This is a genomic window from Methanosarcina vacuolata Z-761 (genome assembly GCF_000969905.1).
GTDB lineage: Archaea > Halobacteriota > Methanosarcinia > Methanosarcinales > Methanosarcinaceae > Methanosarcina > Methanosarcina vacuolata.
In genome coordinates this window covers 396,331-413,223 of the sequence record NZ_CP009520.1, presented here as the reverse complement: position 1 = coordinate 413,223, position 16,893 = coordinate 396,331, and the positions used below count along the sequence as shown (strand labels likewise).

Annotated in this window: 15 protein-coding genes; 6 read left to right on the top strand and 9 right to left on the bottom strand. The window is 40.9% G+C overall.

What is annotated here, in order from left to right; genetic code table 11:
• Positions 1-191: 191 nt before the first annotated feature.
• Entirely contained in the window at positions 192-1,403 is a 1,212-nt protein-coding gene (locus MSVAZ_RS01860; protein WP_048117343.1) for an ABC transporter permease, read from the top strand.
• Positions 1,404-1,507: 104 nt separating this feature from the next.
• Here the strand turns inward: MSVAZ_RS01860 and MSVAZ_RS01855 are convergent, their stop codons facing one another.
• The gene (locus MSVAZ_RS01855; RefSeq protein ID WP_048117340.1) at positions 1,508-2,383 is read right to left on the bottom strand and encodes a head GIN domain-containing protein; all 876 of its coding nucleotides are present in this window, start codon (positions 2,381-2,383) and stop codon (positions 1,508-1,510) included.
• 661 nt (positions 2,384-3,044) lie between these two features.
• Positions 3,045-3,494, bottom strand: coding sequence for a hypothetical protein (locus MSVAZ_RS21920; protein ID WP_048117337.1), 450 nt, complete (start codon positions 3,492-3,494; stop codon positions 3,045-3,047).
• A gap of 353 nt (positions 3,495-3,847) precedes the next feature.
• On the opposite strand from MSVAZ_RS21920, the gene msrB reads away from it, so the two are divergent.
• Positions 3,848-4,306, top strand: coding sequence for a peptide-methionine (R)-S-oxide reductase MsrB (gene msrB / locus MSVAZ_RS01845; RefSeq protein ID WP_048117334.1), 459 nt, complete (start codon positions 3,848-3,850; stop codon positions 4,304-4,306).
• Between the two features lie 464 nt (positions 4,307-4,770).
• Positions 4,771-5,415 (top strand): HAD family hydrolase, encoded by a 645-nt coding sequence (locus MSVAZ_RS01835; protein WP_048117327.1) that lies wholly within the window; start codon positions 4,771-4,773, stop codon positions 5,413-5,415.
• 85 nt (positions 5,416-5,500) lie between these two features.
• Here MSVAZ_RS01835 and MSVAZ_RS01830 read toward each other — a convergent pair whose 3' ends face one another.
• The 3 genes from MSVAZ_RS01830 to mtaC all read right to left on the bottom strand — a co-directional run bounded on the left by MSVAZ_RS01830 (position 5,501) and on the right by mtaC (position 9,827).
• Positions 5,501-6,640: a UDP-N-acetylglucosamine--N-acetylmuramyl-(pentapeptide) pyrophosphoryl-undecaprenol N-acetylglucosamine transferase gene (locus MSVAZ_RS01830; RefSeq protein WP_048117324.1), complete on the bottom strand. Its 1,140-nt coding sequence runs from the start codon at positions 6,638-6,640 to the stop codon at positions 5,501-5,503.
• Between the two features lie 1,014 nt (positions 6,641-7,654).
• Positions 7,655-9,040 (bottom strand): methanol--corrinoid protein co-methyltransferase MtaB, encoded by a 1,386-nt coding sequence (gene mtaB, locus MSVAZ_RS01820; RefSeq protein ID WP_048117317.1) that lies wholly within the window; start codon positions 9,038-9,040, stop codon positions 7,655-7,657.
• Between the two features lie 10 nt (positions 9,041-9,050).
• A complete protein-coding gene (gene mtaC / locus MSVAZ_RS01815; protein ID WP_048117314.1) occupies positions 9,051-9,827 on the bottom strand; it encodes a methanol--corrinoid protein MtaC in 777 nt (258 codons plus the stop codon).
• Between the two features lie 912 nt (positions 9,828-10,739).
• Between mtaC and MSVAZ_RS01810 the strand changes: the two genes are divergently transcribed.
• From MSVAZ_RS01810 to MSVAZ_RS01800, 3 genes are all read left to right on the top strand, one after another.
• Complete coding sequence (locus tag MSVAZ_RS01810) at positions 10,740-11,594, top strand: helix-turn-helix transcriptional regulator (RefSeq protein WP_197078806.1); 855 nt, start codon at positions 10,740-10,742, stop codon at positions 11,592-11,594.
• A gap of 149 nt (positions 11,595-11,743) precedes the next feature.
• Entirely contained in the window at positions 11,744-12,535 is a 792-nt protein-coding gene (locus MSVAZ_RS01805; RefSeq protein WP_048117311.1) for a helix-turn-helix transcriptional regulator, read from the top strand.
• Positions 12,536-12,715: 180 nt separating this feature from the next.
• The gene (locus tag MSVAZ_RS01800) at positions 12,716-13,192 is read left to right on the top strand and encodes a DNA-deoxyinosine glycosylase (RefSeq protein ID WP_048117308.1); all 477 of its coding nucleotides are present in this window, start codon (positions 12,716-12,718) and stop codon (positions 13,190-13,192) included.
• Between the two features lie 86 nt (positions 13,193-13,278).
• Here MSVAZ_RS01800 and MSVAZ_RS01795 read toward each other — a convergent pair whose 3' ends face one another.
• The 4 genes from MSVAZ_RS01795 to MSVAZ_RS01785 all read right to left on the bottom strand — a co-directional run bounded on the left by MSVAZ_RS01795 (position 13,279) and on the right by MSVAZ_RS01785 (position 16,751).
• On the bottom strand, positions 13,279-13,467 hold the full coding sequence (locus tag MSVAZ_RS01795) for an indolepyruvate ferredoxin oxidoreductase subunit alpha (protein ID WP_048117305.1): 189 nt from the start codon (positions 13,465-13,467) through the stop codon (positions 13,279-13,281).
• A 125-nt stretch (positions 13,468-13,592) separates the two neighbouring features.
• Positions 13,593-14,159 (bottom strand): hypothetical protein, encoded by a 567-nt coding sequence (locus tag MSVAZ_RS20980; protein ID WP_232316183.1) that lies wholly within the window; start codon positions 14,157-14,159, stop codon positions 13,593-13,595.
• Positions 14,156-15,547, bottom strand: a complete 1,392-nt coding sequence (locus tag MSVAZ_RS01790) for an SWIM zinc finger family protein (protein WP_232316182.1) — start codon at positions 15,545-15,547, stop codon at positions 14,156-14,158. The genes MSVAZ_RS20980 and MSVAZ_RS01790 overlap by 4 nt, the downstream gene beginning before the upstream one ends.
• Before the next feature lie 229 nt (positions 15,548-15,776).
• The gene (locus MSVAZ_RS01785) at positions 15,777-16,751 is read right to left on the bottom strand and encodes a C1 family peptidase (RefSeq protein ID WP_048117302.1); all 975 of its coding nucleotides are present in this window, start codon (positions 16,749-16,751) and stop codon (positions 15,777-15,779) included.
• Between the last annotated feature and the right edge of the window lie 142 nt (positions 16,752-16,893).

The following is a 16,893-nucleotide window of genomic DNA, read 5'->3' as shown; positions in this document are numbered from 1 at the left end:
AGTTCTAACCAATATTAGATAATTTTTATAAAAAGTATAGAGCTAATTATCGAGATACCTTTTTTAGTAGAATTTATATGTTTGAGAGATTCATTTAAAGAAAGTTTAAGAAAAAAATGGTTTTATATGAGTTCATAATTTTACACTCCTCCAGCCTGTCCTTATAAAATCTGTAAAACGGAGCTCCATTTATGATCCACCTTTTCAGTGCAGGAAAACTCGCTTTTGGAAGCATTAAAAGTGCAAAGCTGCGTTCGACCCTTACAGTGCTTGGAATCGTCATAGGAGTTGCAGCTGTAATTGCAAATGTGTCTCTTGGGGCAAGTTTCAACCAGCATTTTACGAATGAAGTAACCAATATAGGATCTAATTTCATTTATATTCAGGGGATGCAGCCCAAACTTTTTTACGACAATGAGTTGAAGATCGTTGAGAACACACCCGGAATTTCGGGAGTTTCTCCTTTGAAATCACAAACTGCAGAAGTCACGTACATGTCCGAAACCAAAAATATTATGGTTAGCGGCGTAGGGAAATCCTATGATGAGGTGGCAAACACAAAGCTTCAGAAAGGAGATTTTATTACTGACAACGACGGGTATGTGGCAGTTATCGGGTACAAGGTTGCAAACGAGAAATTCGACCGGAACATCTCGGCCCGAAACTCCATAAACATAACCTTCAGGGTAGGAGAAGACGAAAAAGTTACAAAGACCTTTAAAGTTAAAGCAATAATCCAGAACCCGGAGAACACTGTTATCCAGGCGTACAATGATAACGAAGCCGTTCTTATCCCAATCGATGTCATGAACGAAATACTTGGCGAAAAAGATTATGGCGGGGTTTTTGCAATGGCTGATGACCCCGCAACAGTTAAGGAGACTTCGGATGAGGTCGATGAGCGTCTTGCCAGAAATTTTGGGATTTCTGAAAGGGAACTTGAAGATAAAGATTCCCGCCCTTATATCATTGTCAATCAGGCAGAGGTACTGGAACAGACGGATATGATGGCTGCAGCTTTAAGTTCTTTCCTGACGGCCGTTGCGCTAATCTCGCTGCTGGTTGGCTCGATAGGAATCATGAATATCATGCTCGTAAGCGTAACTGAAAGGACGAGGGAAATAGGAGTGCTCAAATCTCTTGGATTTACAGGCTTTGACATTCTTTTTCTTTTCATGATAGAATCAATCCTGCTCGGAGTTTTCGGGGGCCTCCTGGGGAGTACGGTTGGAATCGCAGGTGCATACAGTGTTGAAACCCTCCTCAAACTGCCTGTCGTCTTTCCTTTCAGCCTAATTGCGGCCGGATTCTTCGTAGCTGTTTTCGTGGGCTTTGTCTCGGGAGTCTACCCTGCAAGAAAAGCCGCAAAAATGAAGCCTGTGGACTCACTAAGGCACGAGTAAACTTCAGCAAAAATTGAAATGAATGATTTAATTTAAGAATACTTGACGGATTTCTATCCAATGATTTACTTAATTTTTTACTCAATTATTTATCTGCTTTTAATTTATCTGCCTTTATTTGTGACTTTGCCGCTGCCTGAAACCTGCGTGTTGCACTCATCCGGGTCCCCTCCATAGAATACATTTCCACTTCCGCTTATATTAGTGTCAAGTTTCCGGTCCGCGTAGACATTTGCATTTCCCGCACCCCTGATACTTACTCTGGTCATCTCGGTCCTGAGTTCAGGAGCATCAACACTTCCCGAACCTTCTATATTTATTTCATGTGAAGAGGCATTGCCTTTCAGGAGGACACCCCCAGAACCGGAAATCAGGCTCTTCAGAGAGCTGGCATTTGTCTCCAGTTTGATATTACCTGAACCTGTGATTGCGAGATCCAGGTTTTTAGAATCAATCGGCGTAGTTCCTATAATATCCCCCGAACCACTGAGGGAAAGGCTCCGGACTTCTTCCATCCCTGCATAGATCTTAATAGTTTTCTGGGGGCGGATGCATTTTTTCGCATTGATTACCAGAACTCCGTTTTCCACGCTGGTCTCCAGGAGGGGCAGGATGTTATCTTCTGCTTCGATTCTAAGGCTGCTGTTCCCTTGCTCAATAAATACGTTTCCTGAAATACGTGAATCCAAGCTGTGAAAAGGTTCAATGCTACGGGTTATAGTTTCCACATTTCCTGAGCCACGTTCGCAATCATAGTCCGTACATCCGCTTTCAGCCATCACCACAGCCAGCAATAGGATTCCCAGGAGAAAAACAGAAGTCCCTGCAGGCTTGGTTACGCTCACTTTTCCTTTCATTTTCCCAATCGATATTTTTTCCCATCTTACTTTTCCTGCCCTTTCAAGCCGTTTTTTCATTCCCTTCTCATTTCCGGTCATATCTCTATCTCCTTCATACCTTTGTCCCTTTTCTTTTGACATCGTTCCTTTTAGGCACCCTCATATCCTGATAGAAGCGAAGAGCGGAGTCATGGAGTACATACTCATAGTATGTCTGCTTCGAGTTTTTTATTCTAGCTCATTTTGAATCAGGGTTTTAAAGAGCAGCATAAGAACTGATGCCTTACCTCGGAGTTTTTAACTGAATAAGAGTAATAGGGTCCTCTTAAATTCACTACCAAACTGGAATTTATTCCTCCTTTTTTCAGACAATTAACTAAGATACGAGTCTCTACAAAAAAATTACCATTTCTTTCAGGTTAAAATCCAATTAACCTTCCTAAAAACCGCAAATTTTAGTGAGGAGCACGTATAATCTCCCCTGGCTATGTATTGTGAAAGCTCCATTTATACCACTAAACGAAAATTTCAAATGAAAATTGTTATCCAAAATATTAAAAACTTTTTGAGATGAGATCTTGCAGGCAAATACTTACAGGGAGCTCTGTCCAAAAATACTGTTCTTTAGCTGTACTTTTACTGGAGATAACTGTAAGTTACGGCATTACAGAAAGAAAGGAATTACAAGCCTTCTCTGAATGAATAAGTCAAGAAAGAGCTAAAAACTATATTTCTTAAAGGCTTTTAAGAGCATATAGCCTTAAATAGGCCAGATTAAAGAATTGAGCGTTCAAATCGGATTTTACTGGAAAAAGAGCTTGAAGATTACAAAAATCAGGATAAAGAGCCCAAAACCCACCTGGATGAGTACTTTCCCACGCTCAATGGGCTCTTTTTTGGCTTTAACCGTTCCATAGCAGACCTGCCCCAATCCAATTCCGGAGGGAAAAATCAGCGGCCACATATAGATCCAGCTTTGCAGGTTTCCTGTTAAGTATTGATAAAAGAGAACGAAGCCAAGCATGTTAAGAGTCCAGCTCAAAGAAGCAAGCCTTTCTCCTAGCTTACTTTCGGATTCCATAGCTGTAGCAAAGAAATACAGTCCCATTACTAGAAAATAAAAAGGCAGAGTAAACTTTCCAGGGTTAATTTGTTTAAAAACGACAACTATAAAGACTGCTGCAAGAAATGCAAAGATAAGTGCAGCGACTATTATACTATGGTCTTTTCTTCCTGTCAGATTCTCTCCCATGTTGCCCCAAACCAACATGTTTTATTTCAGAATCATTATATTTACATATAATATAATTCATTATTATACTTATCATTTGATTCTCGATTTTAATATGCAGCTTTTACCATTTTAGTTCACGTTGTAATTTAATTATGTGATTTATATAAATGTAGTTTCCCCTTTTACTCCAAATGCAAATTTACCATTGATTTTACTTCCAAACGCACATGATATTCTTCGAATAACATGCACAATCAATGAAAATGCTTGCAGATGGCAGCATTTTCATGCCAAATACAATTGTTCTTTGCTGACTCAAAAAATAGTAATATCGCTGGAACAACTAAATCATATACAAAGGGGGTTCACAAATGGAACAGAAAGTGGGCGAAAAATCTGAAGAAGAATGGAAAAAAGTACTTACTCCTGAACAATATCACGTCCTGCGAAAGAAAGGTACGGAAAGTCCCTTTTCCGGCAACCTGTACTATAACAAGGAAAAAGGAGTTTACACCTGTGCTGCCTGCGGGCAGGAGCTCTTTTCCTCGGACACAAAATTCGAGTCCGGAACCGGCTGGCCAAGTTTCTCTGACGTTATTTCCAGCGACAGGGTAAGGCTCAAAGAAGACACCAGTTATTTCATGAACAGGATAGAAGTAGTCTGTTCTCGCTGCGGAAGCCACCTGGGCCATGTATTTGAAGACGGACCTGCACCAACCGGAAAACGCTACTGCATTAACTCCATTTCTCTTAATTTCAAGAAAGAAGGAGAAGAAGACAAGCAAGGCGGAGAAAGAAAGGAAAAAAGTAGAAAGAAAGGAAAAAAGTAGAAAGAAAGGAAAAAAGTAGAAAGAAAGGAAAAAAGTAGAAAGAAAGGAAAAAAGTAGAAAGAAAGGAAAAAAGTAGAAAGAAAGTAGGAAGTAAAGTTCAACAAGCCAGATCTTGTGATTTATAAGTTTATGGATTAGGGAGAGGGGGCTCAGATAAAACTTGAAACCAGCAAAAATATACTTTGAGATAATTGGATTTTTTATCTTTTTAATTTCCTATATTTTATTTTTCAATATATTATTTTCTGTTAAGGGATTAGGGCCCTCTATTTATTTTCCGGGCACACTCCTTTTTGCCCTCTTAGGATATTGGCTGGGAGGGATCCTGTACGAGAAGTATTTCAAATGAAAAATCTGCTCAAAAATAATCAGGTTATCACAACCTAATAGATCTCTATATAGAGATTTTATAGAACTTTATTTTTCATAATATTTATTATAGATTATAGCAATCTATTAAATAGATGTTAAAAGCAATAATTTTTGATGTGGACGGAGTTCTTATAGATTCCATGCGTTTCCAGGCCGATGCCTGGGTTAAAACCTTCAAGGAAATTGGTATTAACATTACCAGAGAAGACATTTATGAGCTCGAAGGCTCAAACAACAAAAGATTAATTAAATCAATTTTCGAAGAGGCCGGAAAGGAGCCTGAACCCTGGCATTTAGAGCAATTGCCTGAAAAGAAACGTGAGGTTCTCGAGTTTGATCGGATAAAGCCTTATGAAGGTATCCCGGACTGCCTTAAGGCATTGAAACGGCATTTCAAGCTCGCTCTGGTTTCAGGGTCACATACTGATACCGTAAATAAAGTTGTCAATAAGTATTTCTCTAACTGTTTTGATGTCATAATTACCGGGAGTGACCTTGAGCGCGGAAAACCGGACCCGGACCCTTACCTTAAAGCCCTTGAGAAACTTGACCTGGCAAAAAACGAGTGCATGGTAATTGAAAATGCACCTCTGGGGATAACCGCCGCCAAGAGGGCAGGGATTTACTGTGTTGCAGTTACGGGTATGCTTGAACCTGAAAAGATTGAGCATGCGGATCTCGTGCTCGAAAACCATGCTGCTCTTTTCAAGTATCTGAAGAATCTCATTCCAAAGTGATATTACAAAGTGATCATGGTTTTTCCGGATCACTTTATTCATTATGCAGGATTTGTAGAAGTATTGCGGAAACTGAAGAGACTTTTCACAAAATTTTCTCTCTACAATCTTTTTCAAGCATTTCTCTTACAGCACGAGGCCCGTCCAGTTCTCTGGCAAGTCTTCGTAGCCTTTCGGTTTTATTCCTGTATCTTTTTTCCTCAAGGACTTCCCGAATACATTCGAGTACGACTTCAGGAGGCGTGGAATAGCTGAGCATCCTTCCGTAGCCTTCTTCCTCGATTACTTCAGCATTATTTTCCTGCTCACTATGCCCCCTGTCAGGAAAAGAAAGGATAGGAATCCCAAAGCTCAGGGCTTCCATCATAGTACTGTGCCCTCCTGGAGCTATTACTGCATCAGAACTTTTCAGGTATGGATATGTATCTTTTATGAACTTAAGAATCTGTACATTTTCTGGCAGGTCAACCAGGTTTGAGGGATCGAGGGAAGGACCTGAAATCAGGGTGTAATTAATGGACGAATCAAGTTTTGCTGTTTCGAGCACCTTTCTGAAAATAGGCTCTCTGTATCCGAAGCCCCCTATAAGTGAAACAATATGTGGTTTCTTAAGGGGAATTGACTCCACATCTTCGTATTTTTCTTTTATAAGGGGACCGCTGAAGAATAGCTTTTCCTGAACTCTACCCCGAAAATTAAGGTTTTTCTTGCAAACGGTATAAGGAAGCGGGTAATCAGGAATAATTATTTTGTCTACTTTTTCAAAAATCTGGGTATAGAACTTTCTGGTCACTTCTCCAAGAAGCCTCAAGGATACTCCACGGTTTTTGAAAAACTCTTCCATATTTGATTGGTTCAGGATGAGGTATACCGGAATTCTAAGTGTAAAGCCAGCGAGAGTTCCCAGATAATAGCTGTCCGAAATAACGACATCAGGACCAATCTCTTTGATCAGTTTAAGGAGTTTTGGTCCTCCAAAAATGTCAGCACTTTTAAGGGTAGCCTCAATTGAACTTGTAAGATCTAGGGCTCCAGCTTTTCCGATCAGCTTTATTTCTGAAGGGATTTCATGTGCCGAATACCCTGTTTTTTCGACCAGCTCCTTTGAATATCCATATGCTCCGAAATGCACTTCGTGTCCGCCAGAAAGGAGTTCTTTCCCCAACGCAAGGCACCGGCTGGTATGACCAAGCCCTTCTCCACATATCAGAATAATTATTTTCAATTTTATCCGTCCCCCTTAAAAATACATTTCTTTCTCTTTATTCTCTCCTTAATTCTCGATTTGTAATTCTATATTCCGGGCTTTTTTCAAAGAATTTGCGGATAAGCCCTGATCCGTCTAAATAATCGAAAATTAGTAATGTATTCAAAATCAGTATTTAAACTGAGCATTCACAAACCTGGTCATTTCGAGTGCTTATTTCATACACAACCTGATAGAGTTCTCCTGGAAAAACAGATCAAAAATTCAGCTTTAGAAATTGTTGAGGAACTACTGTAACAGCTTCCATATATAAATGAAACATATTAACCCTAAAACGGGATCATTTTAAGAGTTCAAAATTAAAGGAAGAAAAAGTAACATGGGAGAATTATTTTAACTCCTTATTGATGGCACGGTTTTTGTCTGTTCGTATATTTTTTTCTGATGGTATATTTTTTTGTCCCACGCTACTAATTATCGATACTCCACTAATGTATATATGTTTTTTCTTTTTTTCTATGTAATTATTAAATTAAATATATTCTTATGTTCTAAAAAGATATATTCTTATGTTCTGAAAAGATATATTCTCATGCTCTGAAAAAATATTCTGTTCCTCAAATTTAATTGCACAATATTTCGACATTGGTTGTTTTATTTTTATCATGTTGTTCTATATATTACTTTCTTTTTTTATCGGTCTATTAATTAGGGTAACATCTCGCCCGAGTTCTGCAAGCTTTTTTTGAAAAGGCCTGACCGAAAACCTCAACAACAATATGGTCGGCGTGACCGCAACTCTTTTAAAAAAAAGCTTGAGCTAAAACATTGTGAAGTGTGGTCAAGTGGGGAGAAGCTTGTGATTATAAATTCTATGAATAAAAGTGAAGCGCTTACATGCAAAATGGAATTACACAGGAACTCAGAACAGAAGAAAACGACAAAAACATGCAAAACCAAAACAGCCAGAAATATTAAGAATTATGGAGATTCAAAACAAATTTAAAAAAAAAGAGAACCGGAGGGTTCGGCTTAAAGGCCGTAGTTCTCCGGCAGGAAGACTTTAATTTCATTCTTGTATTTTGTAAAGCAGTCGTCCATGAACTTGTCCATGTCGTCTGGAAGAGCTTCGAGAGCTGCCTTTGCGTCTGCGAGGGCTTTGGCTTCGAACCTGGAGAGCTCAAGCTTGCCAGCTGCACCTTCTTCGACAATGTTGCAACATTCGACTGCAGCGTTCTTTGCTCTGAGATAGATGTTGTCTCCGTCCTTAACAATTGCCTGACCGACCTTGTAGGCGTTGTCGTATGCAAGTACGTACGCCTGTGGGTCTCTGTACCTGTCGGAGAGCATCAGGAGGTCCCTGAGAACTTTGTCGTTCTTGGTTTCAAGAGCGGTATTCATAAGGGCGCAGTCGTATGCAAGGGACTCGGACCAGCACTGAACAGTTGTACCGCCGAATTCACCGTGGTACTCAACAGACTCGTTGGACCAGCAGTCACAGCACTGCATAATGAGGTTACCCATTACATCAGAGTGAGCGCAGGTTGAGGTCTTACCTTCCTGGGTCATTGGCATACCTGTGATGGCTTTGACAACGACGTTTTCATATCCGCAGTCCTTACCTGGACCAACAGCACCACATTCGTATGCGACGAGTGATCTTGGAGCAGAGATTGCTCTTGCAAGGATTGCAAGGGTGTGGGCGAGGTTCTTGTCGAGCAGTCCACCGCCGATGAACATTGCAGTGTTTGCCTGGGCACAGTCAGTGTCACCTGCAGAAACAGTTCCGGTCTTCTTTGCAATTGCGGAGATGTCGGACCAGATGAGTTCCATGTCAATGGAACCAAGACAGCCAATTGCGTAGAGCATACCAGCGATGTCGTTCCTAAGAACTGCGTAGTCGAATACTTCCTTACCACCCATTGATTCAACGGAAAGCAGGTCAGCACCGGCCTTTGCGCATTCTTCGAAGGCTTCGAGGAAGACAGAGTACTTGTCGCCTCTGAGCTGGAGGAAATCCCTGTTCTCACGGATGTCACCGATTGTGTGGCGGAGTGCACACTTTATACCATATTCATCGTGGAATTCTTCCATGATGGTCTTCTGGGCATGTGCAACTTCTGCTCCCCAGGATGGGTTGTTGGACATCTGCTGAACGTGCTCGGTTTCGAGGATAACTGCCGGGAAACCGACCTGAACCATTCTTGACATAATGTCGGTTGTGATCCTCTCGTATTCCTTTACGAGCTTTTCCTTGGATGAACCGGCTTCAGGTCTAGGAGCATAGTTAATTTCAGGAATTGTGTAACCTGCACCGATTTCGAGGCCGAGACCTGCCTTTACAGGGTACTTGGATACGCCGAAGGTCATTTCATCTGCGCTTGCGTATGCCATTGAAGTGTATCTTTTTGCTGCCATTTAACTCACCTCAGTGCTTGTGGAATTTATCTCTTAATGTTGCGACATCTGTGGTACCTGCGATGATTGCATCAGCAATCTTGGGGGCATCAGCGGCTTCTTCTCCATATACACCAAGTGCAAACTGGGATACGAAGTCCTGGTTAACTGCGCCGCCACCGCATGCGAACGGAATCTTATATCCTTTCTCGAGGAGTTTGTCATTAACTTCCTTGAATGCGTACATTGTGGTGGTCATGAGTGCAGTACCTGTGACCATGATTGGGTTGTTTTCAGCAACTGCCTTGAGAACTTCATCCACAGGAACGTCCCTTCCAAGGTCGACTACATTGTAACCGTTTGCCCTGAGGAGAGCGGTAACGATATTCTTTCCGATGTCGTGAACGTCACCTTCTGCGACGTGGCAGACAACGGTTCCCTTGGTTACAGGAGCAGTTTCGGAGTTTTCCTTACAGAATTCGATACCTTCGAGCATGGCGTCAGCGGACATCATGACATTTGGAAGGAAAATGATACCTTCATCATAGAGTCTTGTGACAACGCCCATACCGACCATGAGAGCGTCATCGATAAGTGTAATTGGGTCCTTGCCTGCATCGATTGCGGCCTGGAGACCCTCGATAACGTCATCTTCTTCTCCTTCAAAGATGGCCTTTGCGATCGGGTAAATCAGTTCGTCTTTAGGATAGATCTCTTCTGCGGCTTCTTCAGGCGTCATTGCCTTTTCCAGAGCCACATTGTATCTGGTTAAAACCTTTTTCAGACTTGCCTCTGTAAAGTCCAACATATTTTTAAACCTCCGTTTTGGTTTTTTAGCAAAAAGGTCGCTACCGTTACCGGGTCTGCAGTCCCGGACATGCTCGGTATTGTGAGGTTCCGACTTTACCTCCGTGAAGTCATTTCTTTCGAGGATCCCTAGCCCTGGAAAAATCTACAATCCATCAATTTTACAGGATTCTATCTCCAGACTTTACTCAGGGTCTACCAGCGAAAGAATTTACTTCTTCTCACCGGAACTTTTCCTTTTTGATTAATTTGCATGTCTGCTAATGCTGACACGTCTTTACAGCATTATTAGGGGAGATTATCACATATACCATAACCGACGGGAATTTTTTTAAGATTTTTACAGGACAATAAGAGGTCTGAAATTTTGAATCGATTACAGAGCATTTTGCCACGAAATTTTATGTACCCGTTTTTCAGGAGATATGCCCCTCAAATATTTGAAGTAAATTTGAAATACATTTGAATATTTTTTAGATTCATGAATTTTGAGATTCGTGAGGGGAAACATATCAAAATTGTTTAAACAATGTGATTATTAAGATAAAGCCTATCAAAAATTTCAATGATCGTACTCTACGATTTCAATTTTATACAACTTGATTATTCTGTCATATAAGACCGTAAAAATTTAAAAATGCATTTAAAGCTATCGTTTTTATGAGTATCTGAAATTAGTTTAAGACTTTTTGAATTATATCTACAAGATGCCTTCGCGTTTAAAATTATTAATCCAAACTCTTTTATATAAATGGATATATCGAATCTCAATAATGGCACAAACGCTTCTTCCTATTCAGGTCGTATAAAGCAGACTGAAGGTAGAATTTACATCTGTCTTTGTGCGGAGACTTTAGTGTCACATGATACAGAGATTCTATATTAATACAAAAACGCGATAGAAGTGGTTTGAATGCAACACGAGTTAATAGATGTAGTATTTCGTTCCCAGAAAAGAAAAGACCTCCTTTTACTCTTGGGAGAGGAACCAAGAACAATGGAAGAAATTAAGACCTTTCTTGATGTTTCTCCCACGGCTATCTTACCCCAGATCAAAAGGCTTACAGACAGTAACCTTGTTATTCAAAAAAATGGCAGCTATGAATTGACAGATATGGGAGATCAGGTCTTTAAAAAAGTTCAGTCTCTTGTCAATGTCCTTACTTTACTCGAACAAGATAATTACTGGATCGAACACGACCTGAGTGGAATTCCTAAGTATCTCCTCGACAGAATAGGAGACCTGAAGGACTGCAAGCTGGTTGAACCCGATCCTAGCCAGATTTTTGAGCCGAGTACTGAACTTTTGAATTTTTTCTCCTCATCACGTTATCTGATGGTATTTTCGTCTTTCTATAGGCCTGAATTTCTCCCCCTTTACACAAGGCTTGGAAGGCTGGAGTCAGATGTTACCCTTATTTTCACTGAGTCGGTACTCGAAAAAATTATGCAGAATTATGAAAAGAAGATAAGAAAACTTGCTACGCTGGAAAACACCGAGCTTTTTGTCTGTAATGACGGGGTCAAGCTGGCTGAACTTATGGTCTCAGACCGCGGGATGATAATTTCTCTCTTTGATAGCAATGGAAGATTTTATTACGAGTATATGTCCTGTTCCGGACCTGAAGCCATAATCTGGGCAAAAGAGCTTATTGAGTTCTATAAATCAAGAGCCTGGCAGATCGAGAACGAGCAATGTATCGATAATTTTATTGGTACAGCCGAAAGCGAAGCTTTCCCGGAATCCATGATGTTCAGCCTGCACTGATAAATAAAGCAACCAATTGGCAAGAACATACATAAGGCAATTTGTAAGCGCGGTTGGTAAGGCAGTTTGTTCAGATGTAAACCATCAGAGTCGAATCTCCAACCAACTTTCAGAATCACTTCAGAATCCCTTTCCGGAGGTTAAATTAAATGAGTACAGAACTTCAGTTAATAGATACAATTTTTTTTTCGGACAAGAGGAAAAATTTGCTTTTACTCCTGAAGGACGGGCCAAAGACAATTGAAGAAATTAAGAAAGGGCTTAAAGTCAGTTCCAGTCCTATAATGGCCCAGATCCGAATCCTTCTCAAAGAAGGGCTGCTGGTGCAAAAAGGGGACAGTTATTGTCTCTCTGTAAAAGGAAAGCTTATTGTCCCAAAAATGGAACCTCTTCTCTCCACTTTTCGGGTTTTCGACGAAAACCATGAGTACTGGGCAAGGCAGAATTTGCGGACTCTTCCTCCTCACTTGCTGGACCGAATTGGAGAACTTGGTAGCTGTAAAGAGCTTTTACCTGGAAAAACCCATATTTTTGATTACCCTCCTGAAATTATGGACCCTCTTTACAAGTCCAGGACAGTCATGGAGATTTCTTCAATTTTCCGCCCCGGATATCCGAGTCTATATCTGGACCTTGCAAAAAGAGGCATTGAGGTTTCGCTTGTTCTGGAAAGGCAAATATGTGAAAAACTAGTTTCCGACTACAGGGCAGATGTGGAAGAGTTCTTAAATATGGAAAATACGCACCTTTTTGTCTGCGACCATAAAATTGAGCTTGCTTCCAGCATTGTTACAGATCGGTTTATCTCCTTATCCATGATCTCTAAAGAAGGAAGGTACTATAACCATGAGATGGTAAGTTTCGAGAAAAGCGCCCTTGTCTGGGGACAGGAACTTTTTAACTATTACAAAGACCTGTCCAAACAAATAACTCAAATTTAATTTTTTAATCAATTTAATTTTCAAACAGTTTAGTTTCCAACTAATCTAGTTTTTTGATCAGTTTAGTTTTTGATCAGTTTAGTTTTTGATCAGTTTAGTTTTTGATCAGTTTAGTTTTTGATCAGTTTAATTTTTTCGTTTCCAAAGTTTGAAATAATCTTAAGTTCCAGATTATTTAGAATGAAAAAGCAAGGTTTCCCAGCAATCGTTGACGAAAATACCGAAATCCTGATTCTTGGGTCTCTTCCGGGAGACATTTCTATAAGGAAGCATCAATACTACGGGCATCCAGGCAATGATTTTTGGAGGCTGCTTGGCAGTATTATCGGAGAAGACCTTCAGAGCATGGATTATCAAAATCGGCTTGAGACCCTGAAACACAATAAAATAGGGCTCTGGGATGTTTTCAAAGCCGGAAAAAGACAAGGAAGCGAAGATACAAAGATAAAGGACGAAGAAATAAACCAATTTTCAATGCTGAAAGACATGGCTCCGAACCTGAAGCTGGTTCTTTTTAATGGCAAGAAATCCGGAGAATATGAGCCGATTTTGAAGGTAATGGGATATGAAACAAAAGTCCTCCCTTCGTCAAGCGGAGCAAACCGGCGATCTTTACAAAGTCGAAAATCGGAATGGGACGCCGCTTTCAAGCGTTGATCGACTTTTCCTTATTGACCAGCTTTGTACCCATTCTTCTGAATAATCGGATTTTGTTGAATCTATTTAAAACGTGGAATCCCGACTCATTCAGGTTGTTCGATCGTTATGGCTTCATTGGGACAGGCTTCTTCACAGGCTCCGCATTCAACACATTCATCTTCATCGACAACTGCACAACCTTCGTCCTCATCAATAACGATTGCTTCTACCGGACACTCGTCCACACAGGTTCCACAGCCCGTACATTCTTCTTTATTGACTTTTGCTGGCATTCTATATGTGTCTGAAGTTAAGGTTAGCCTGAACCTATTCTTAATTATATCAGATTAAATATATAAATTTAAGTGTATAAATTTTTCAACCCATTTTACCAGCAAAGTTTTCTTTTTGTTCTTTTTCACTTGTCGAGAATTCGGGATTTTTCCAACCGATTTAGTATTTCAAGCAGCTTCTTTTTGAACCTGTTGACTTTCCGAATCTGGTTAAGATATACTTCCCACTCCTCTTTCTTTCCAATAGATTCCAGCGTCTCCTTTATTTTTCGGAGGTATATTGATGCTACTTCATATGAGTTTACTTTTGTCTTTGAGATCAATTCTTCTGCAATGGTTTTCCAGATTTCAATCGCAACCTCAGGGTATTTGTCCTTTATAGCATTTGCAATTTCTTCTCCTAAGATAGATTGTATGGCTATTTCGGCTGCACCTTTGCTTTTTTTAAGCTCTTCATACCAGTGGACTACCTCATCAGCGTCATTTTCTTGAATAGCTATATGAATCAACAGATCAAGGACAGGAGGTTTAATTTTTTCTAACCAGCTTACTTCCAGCAGCCCTGATTCCGGGAGAATGCCCGGAATGATTGAAAAATCCTCCGTAGTTCTGGACTGGCGGACTGGCAACTCTCCGTTTCTCAAGTACTGGAGAGCAACCTCTCGGATTTCCGGCCACTTTCCAATTTTCATGGCTGCTTTTTCTGCATTTTAATATAACTGGAAAGTTGGGGATATCTGAAAAAATCTTCCGTTTCAAGGGCAGCTATGAAAAGCCAGTTTCCTTCGCTTTCTTTAATTTCAATAAGGGTTTGCAAGAGCTCGTAGGCAGTGCCAGGGTCATATTCTCTTAGTTCTTTGATCCCTTTATGAATCCAGTCTTCTGCTCTCTTTTTTTGCCCGGAATCGAGCAGTTCTCTAACAAGCCTCGTATAATTGCCTGTCCTTTCGACTTCGAGCTCGGAGATCGGGATAATCTCCTCCGAACGCCCAGCTTTTTTCAGGGCATCGATAAGTCTGTCAACAGCATAATCTCGTTCCCAGAATGACTCGTACAGGATATCTGTTTCTTTTTCTGTTTCTTTTTCTGTTTCTTTTTCTGTTTCTTTTTGCAACCGGACTTTCAGGGTTTCTGCAAATAGATTCCACTCTTCCCGAGAATAGGCTTCTCTCCAGATAACAGGTTCATTAAGAATACTGTGATTATCTTTTAGCTCAAGATCAAGAGTGTAAAGCATTTTCTCATGTGCAGGAAGAGAGGATTGAGATAAGGCTCTGAACACCACATCCATGCAACTGGAGATTTGTGTTCCGATATCCCTTTCTTCGTCATATTCCTCAATTTCATTATATCGGTCCATGAGCTCTTTTCCGATATCAAGAATCTCATCAGGATAACCTGAATCGAGGAGGCTTTCAAGCCGAACCTGTAACTTTGAAAAATCAGGCACTTCTTCGCTTTCGTAAGACCAGAAATCAAAACTTTTTAATTCTCTCCAGAGCCCATCCAGCTCGGAATAGATATTTCCAATAACTCCTTCCGGATTTTCAGATGAAAGGTGCTGACGGTCTGTCAGATATATGCCAAGCATGTTATCTTTTTTTGCGAACGTTGTCAGTATCTGGATTAATTCCGGCTTCTCCAGCTTTTCTAGATATTCCTGGAGAATCCGTGAAGATTTTTCGACCTGGTAAGCTCCAGAAGTTCCGGCTCCTGCAAATCCTCTTCTGGATCTTTTAATAAGGGGATCTTCCTCAGTAACAACCGACACATCTTCTCCCTGTTCAATAAGGTCAAGATATTCAAGTACAGTTGCAACTCCGTGTTTGCAGTCATACCCGACAGGACAGGTACAGATAGAACTCAGTTTCCCGTTTTCAAGGGAAACTTCAGTGAAATACTCTATCGTCCCTTCTACCCGCGCGACCAGACTGCCTGTGGAAGTGCATTTTATTTCCTTCACACGCCCCTCTTCTTGATACTTAATCCCCTTTGCAGTTGCTTTCCCTCCAGCCCAATCCTGGAGGTCACTCCATTTAAGTTCCTTGAAGTTCCGGGCAGTTTTGCTTTCTTCTGGCATATGTGAGTATTTATATAAACGTGGTATAAAAATAAACTTATAGCCTCTGTGATATAGTTCAGTGTTTTAGATATCCTGCTGCAATCCTGCTGCAAAACAGCATTGCTGAGGACGAAATCTTGTTTTCTGGATGTTAACTACTGAACTGGAATAGAGTTGCTGAATATCGAAGACGTTCTCAATTACCTCTTTTAAACCCCGATGGCCGTGCCTCAATGGTGTGGAACCGTCAGAGTTTAAGTCCGAAATTCCCTGTGTCAATCCAGTTCATTGAGATAAGAGACCAGAAATCCACTGCGAACTTACTCAGGACATATTCATAGGGTAGCCAGCCATATCCCTGATCTCCCCACCCTGTCCCCCAGGAGTTGCGAATCAGGAGGGCCCCAGTGGTTTCCTGGTTGCTGAGGGTGTTTTTGAGTTTTATATCATCGTCATATCCTACAGCAACGACTGCATGACCCCATATTGCCTGTTCTTTGGGACCTGGGAAAGGGATTCCGCCTTTTACATCTGTATCGTTGAAAGAGGGAAAACCAAAGAAACCAAACATTGAAGGTATTCCTGCTGCAAGGTACTTTTTCACGCTAAAAAGAACATCTGAAGGCAGGATGTTCATACCCTGCGGGTCGTGGCAGAAGTACTTAAGGGCCTCAAAATCGTCGGCAAGCGAATATACAAAATTCGAAGGTTCTTCATCAAAGGTCGGTTCCCCTGCCGGTCCCGGGATTTTCCTGTCAGTATAAGGGTGATATTTTTCAGGAGGGACCCCGCAAAGAACAAGAGCTGCCATAGTATCTCGAAGCCAGGCTCCGGTGTCTCCCTTAACGCCCATCAGGTTTCTTGTCGTCTTGTAAACAAAAAGCCTTGACCCTTCAATGTGCTTTCCAAAAGCCCGCCTCTGGAAGTATTCAATCACTCCTACGCCTGCGTGGGCAGTACAGGAACCCAGATCCATCTGGTTTTCAACCGGCGAACACCAGCTTCTAAGGTCTACCGATGCGTGCAGCTCAGAAGCTTTAGATTTCTTTTTGAAAGACAGGAGCCCGAGTTTTTTTGTTATTTCAGGAATTTGGGCATCTTCTTCTGTTGTTCCTTCTGTGTAATCTCTCAAGTCCGGCAATGGAGGAAGCCAACCAGTTGAAAAAGTTTCCCCAGTCTCCGGAATCTTCACCTTTTCAAAAGCAGCTGCTATACCAATCATTTCATTTACCCCACTCACTTAGAGAATAATATTTTTTATCCATTATGACAATTTACCTACACATAATTATTATTTTATTTACATTATTTAAAACATTTATTACTTGTGTTTTAATCTTAAAGTTAGTATATTTTCCATGCCT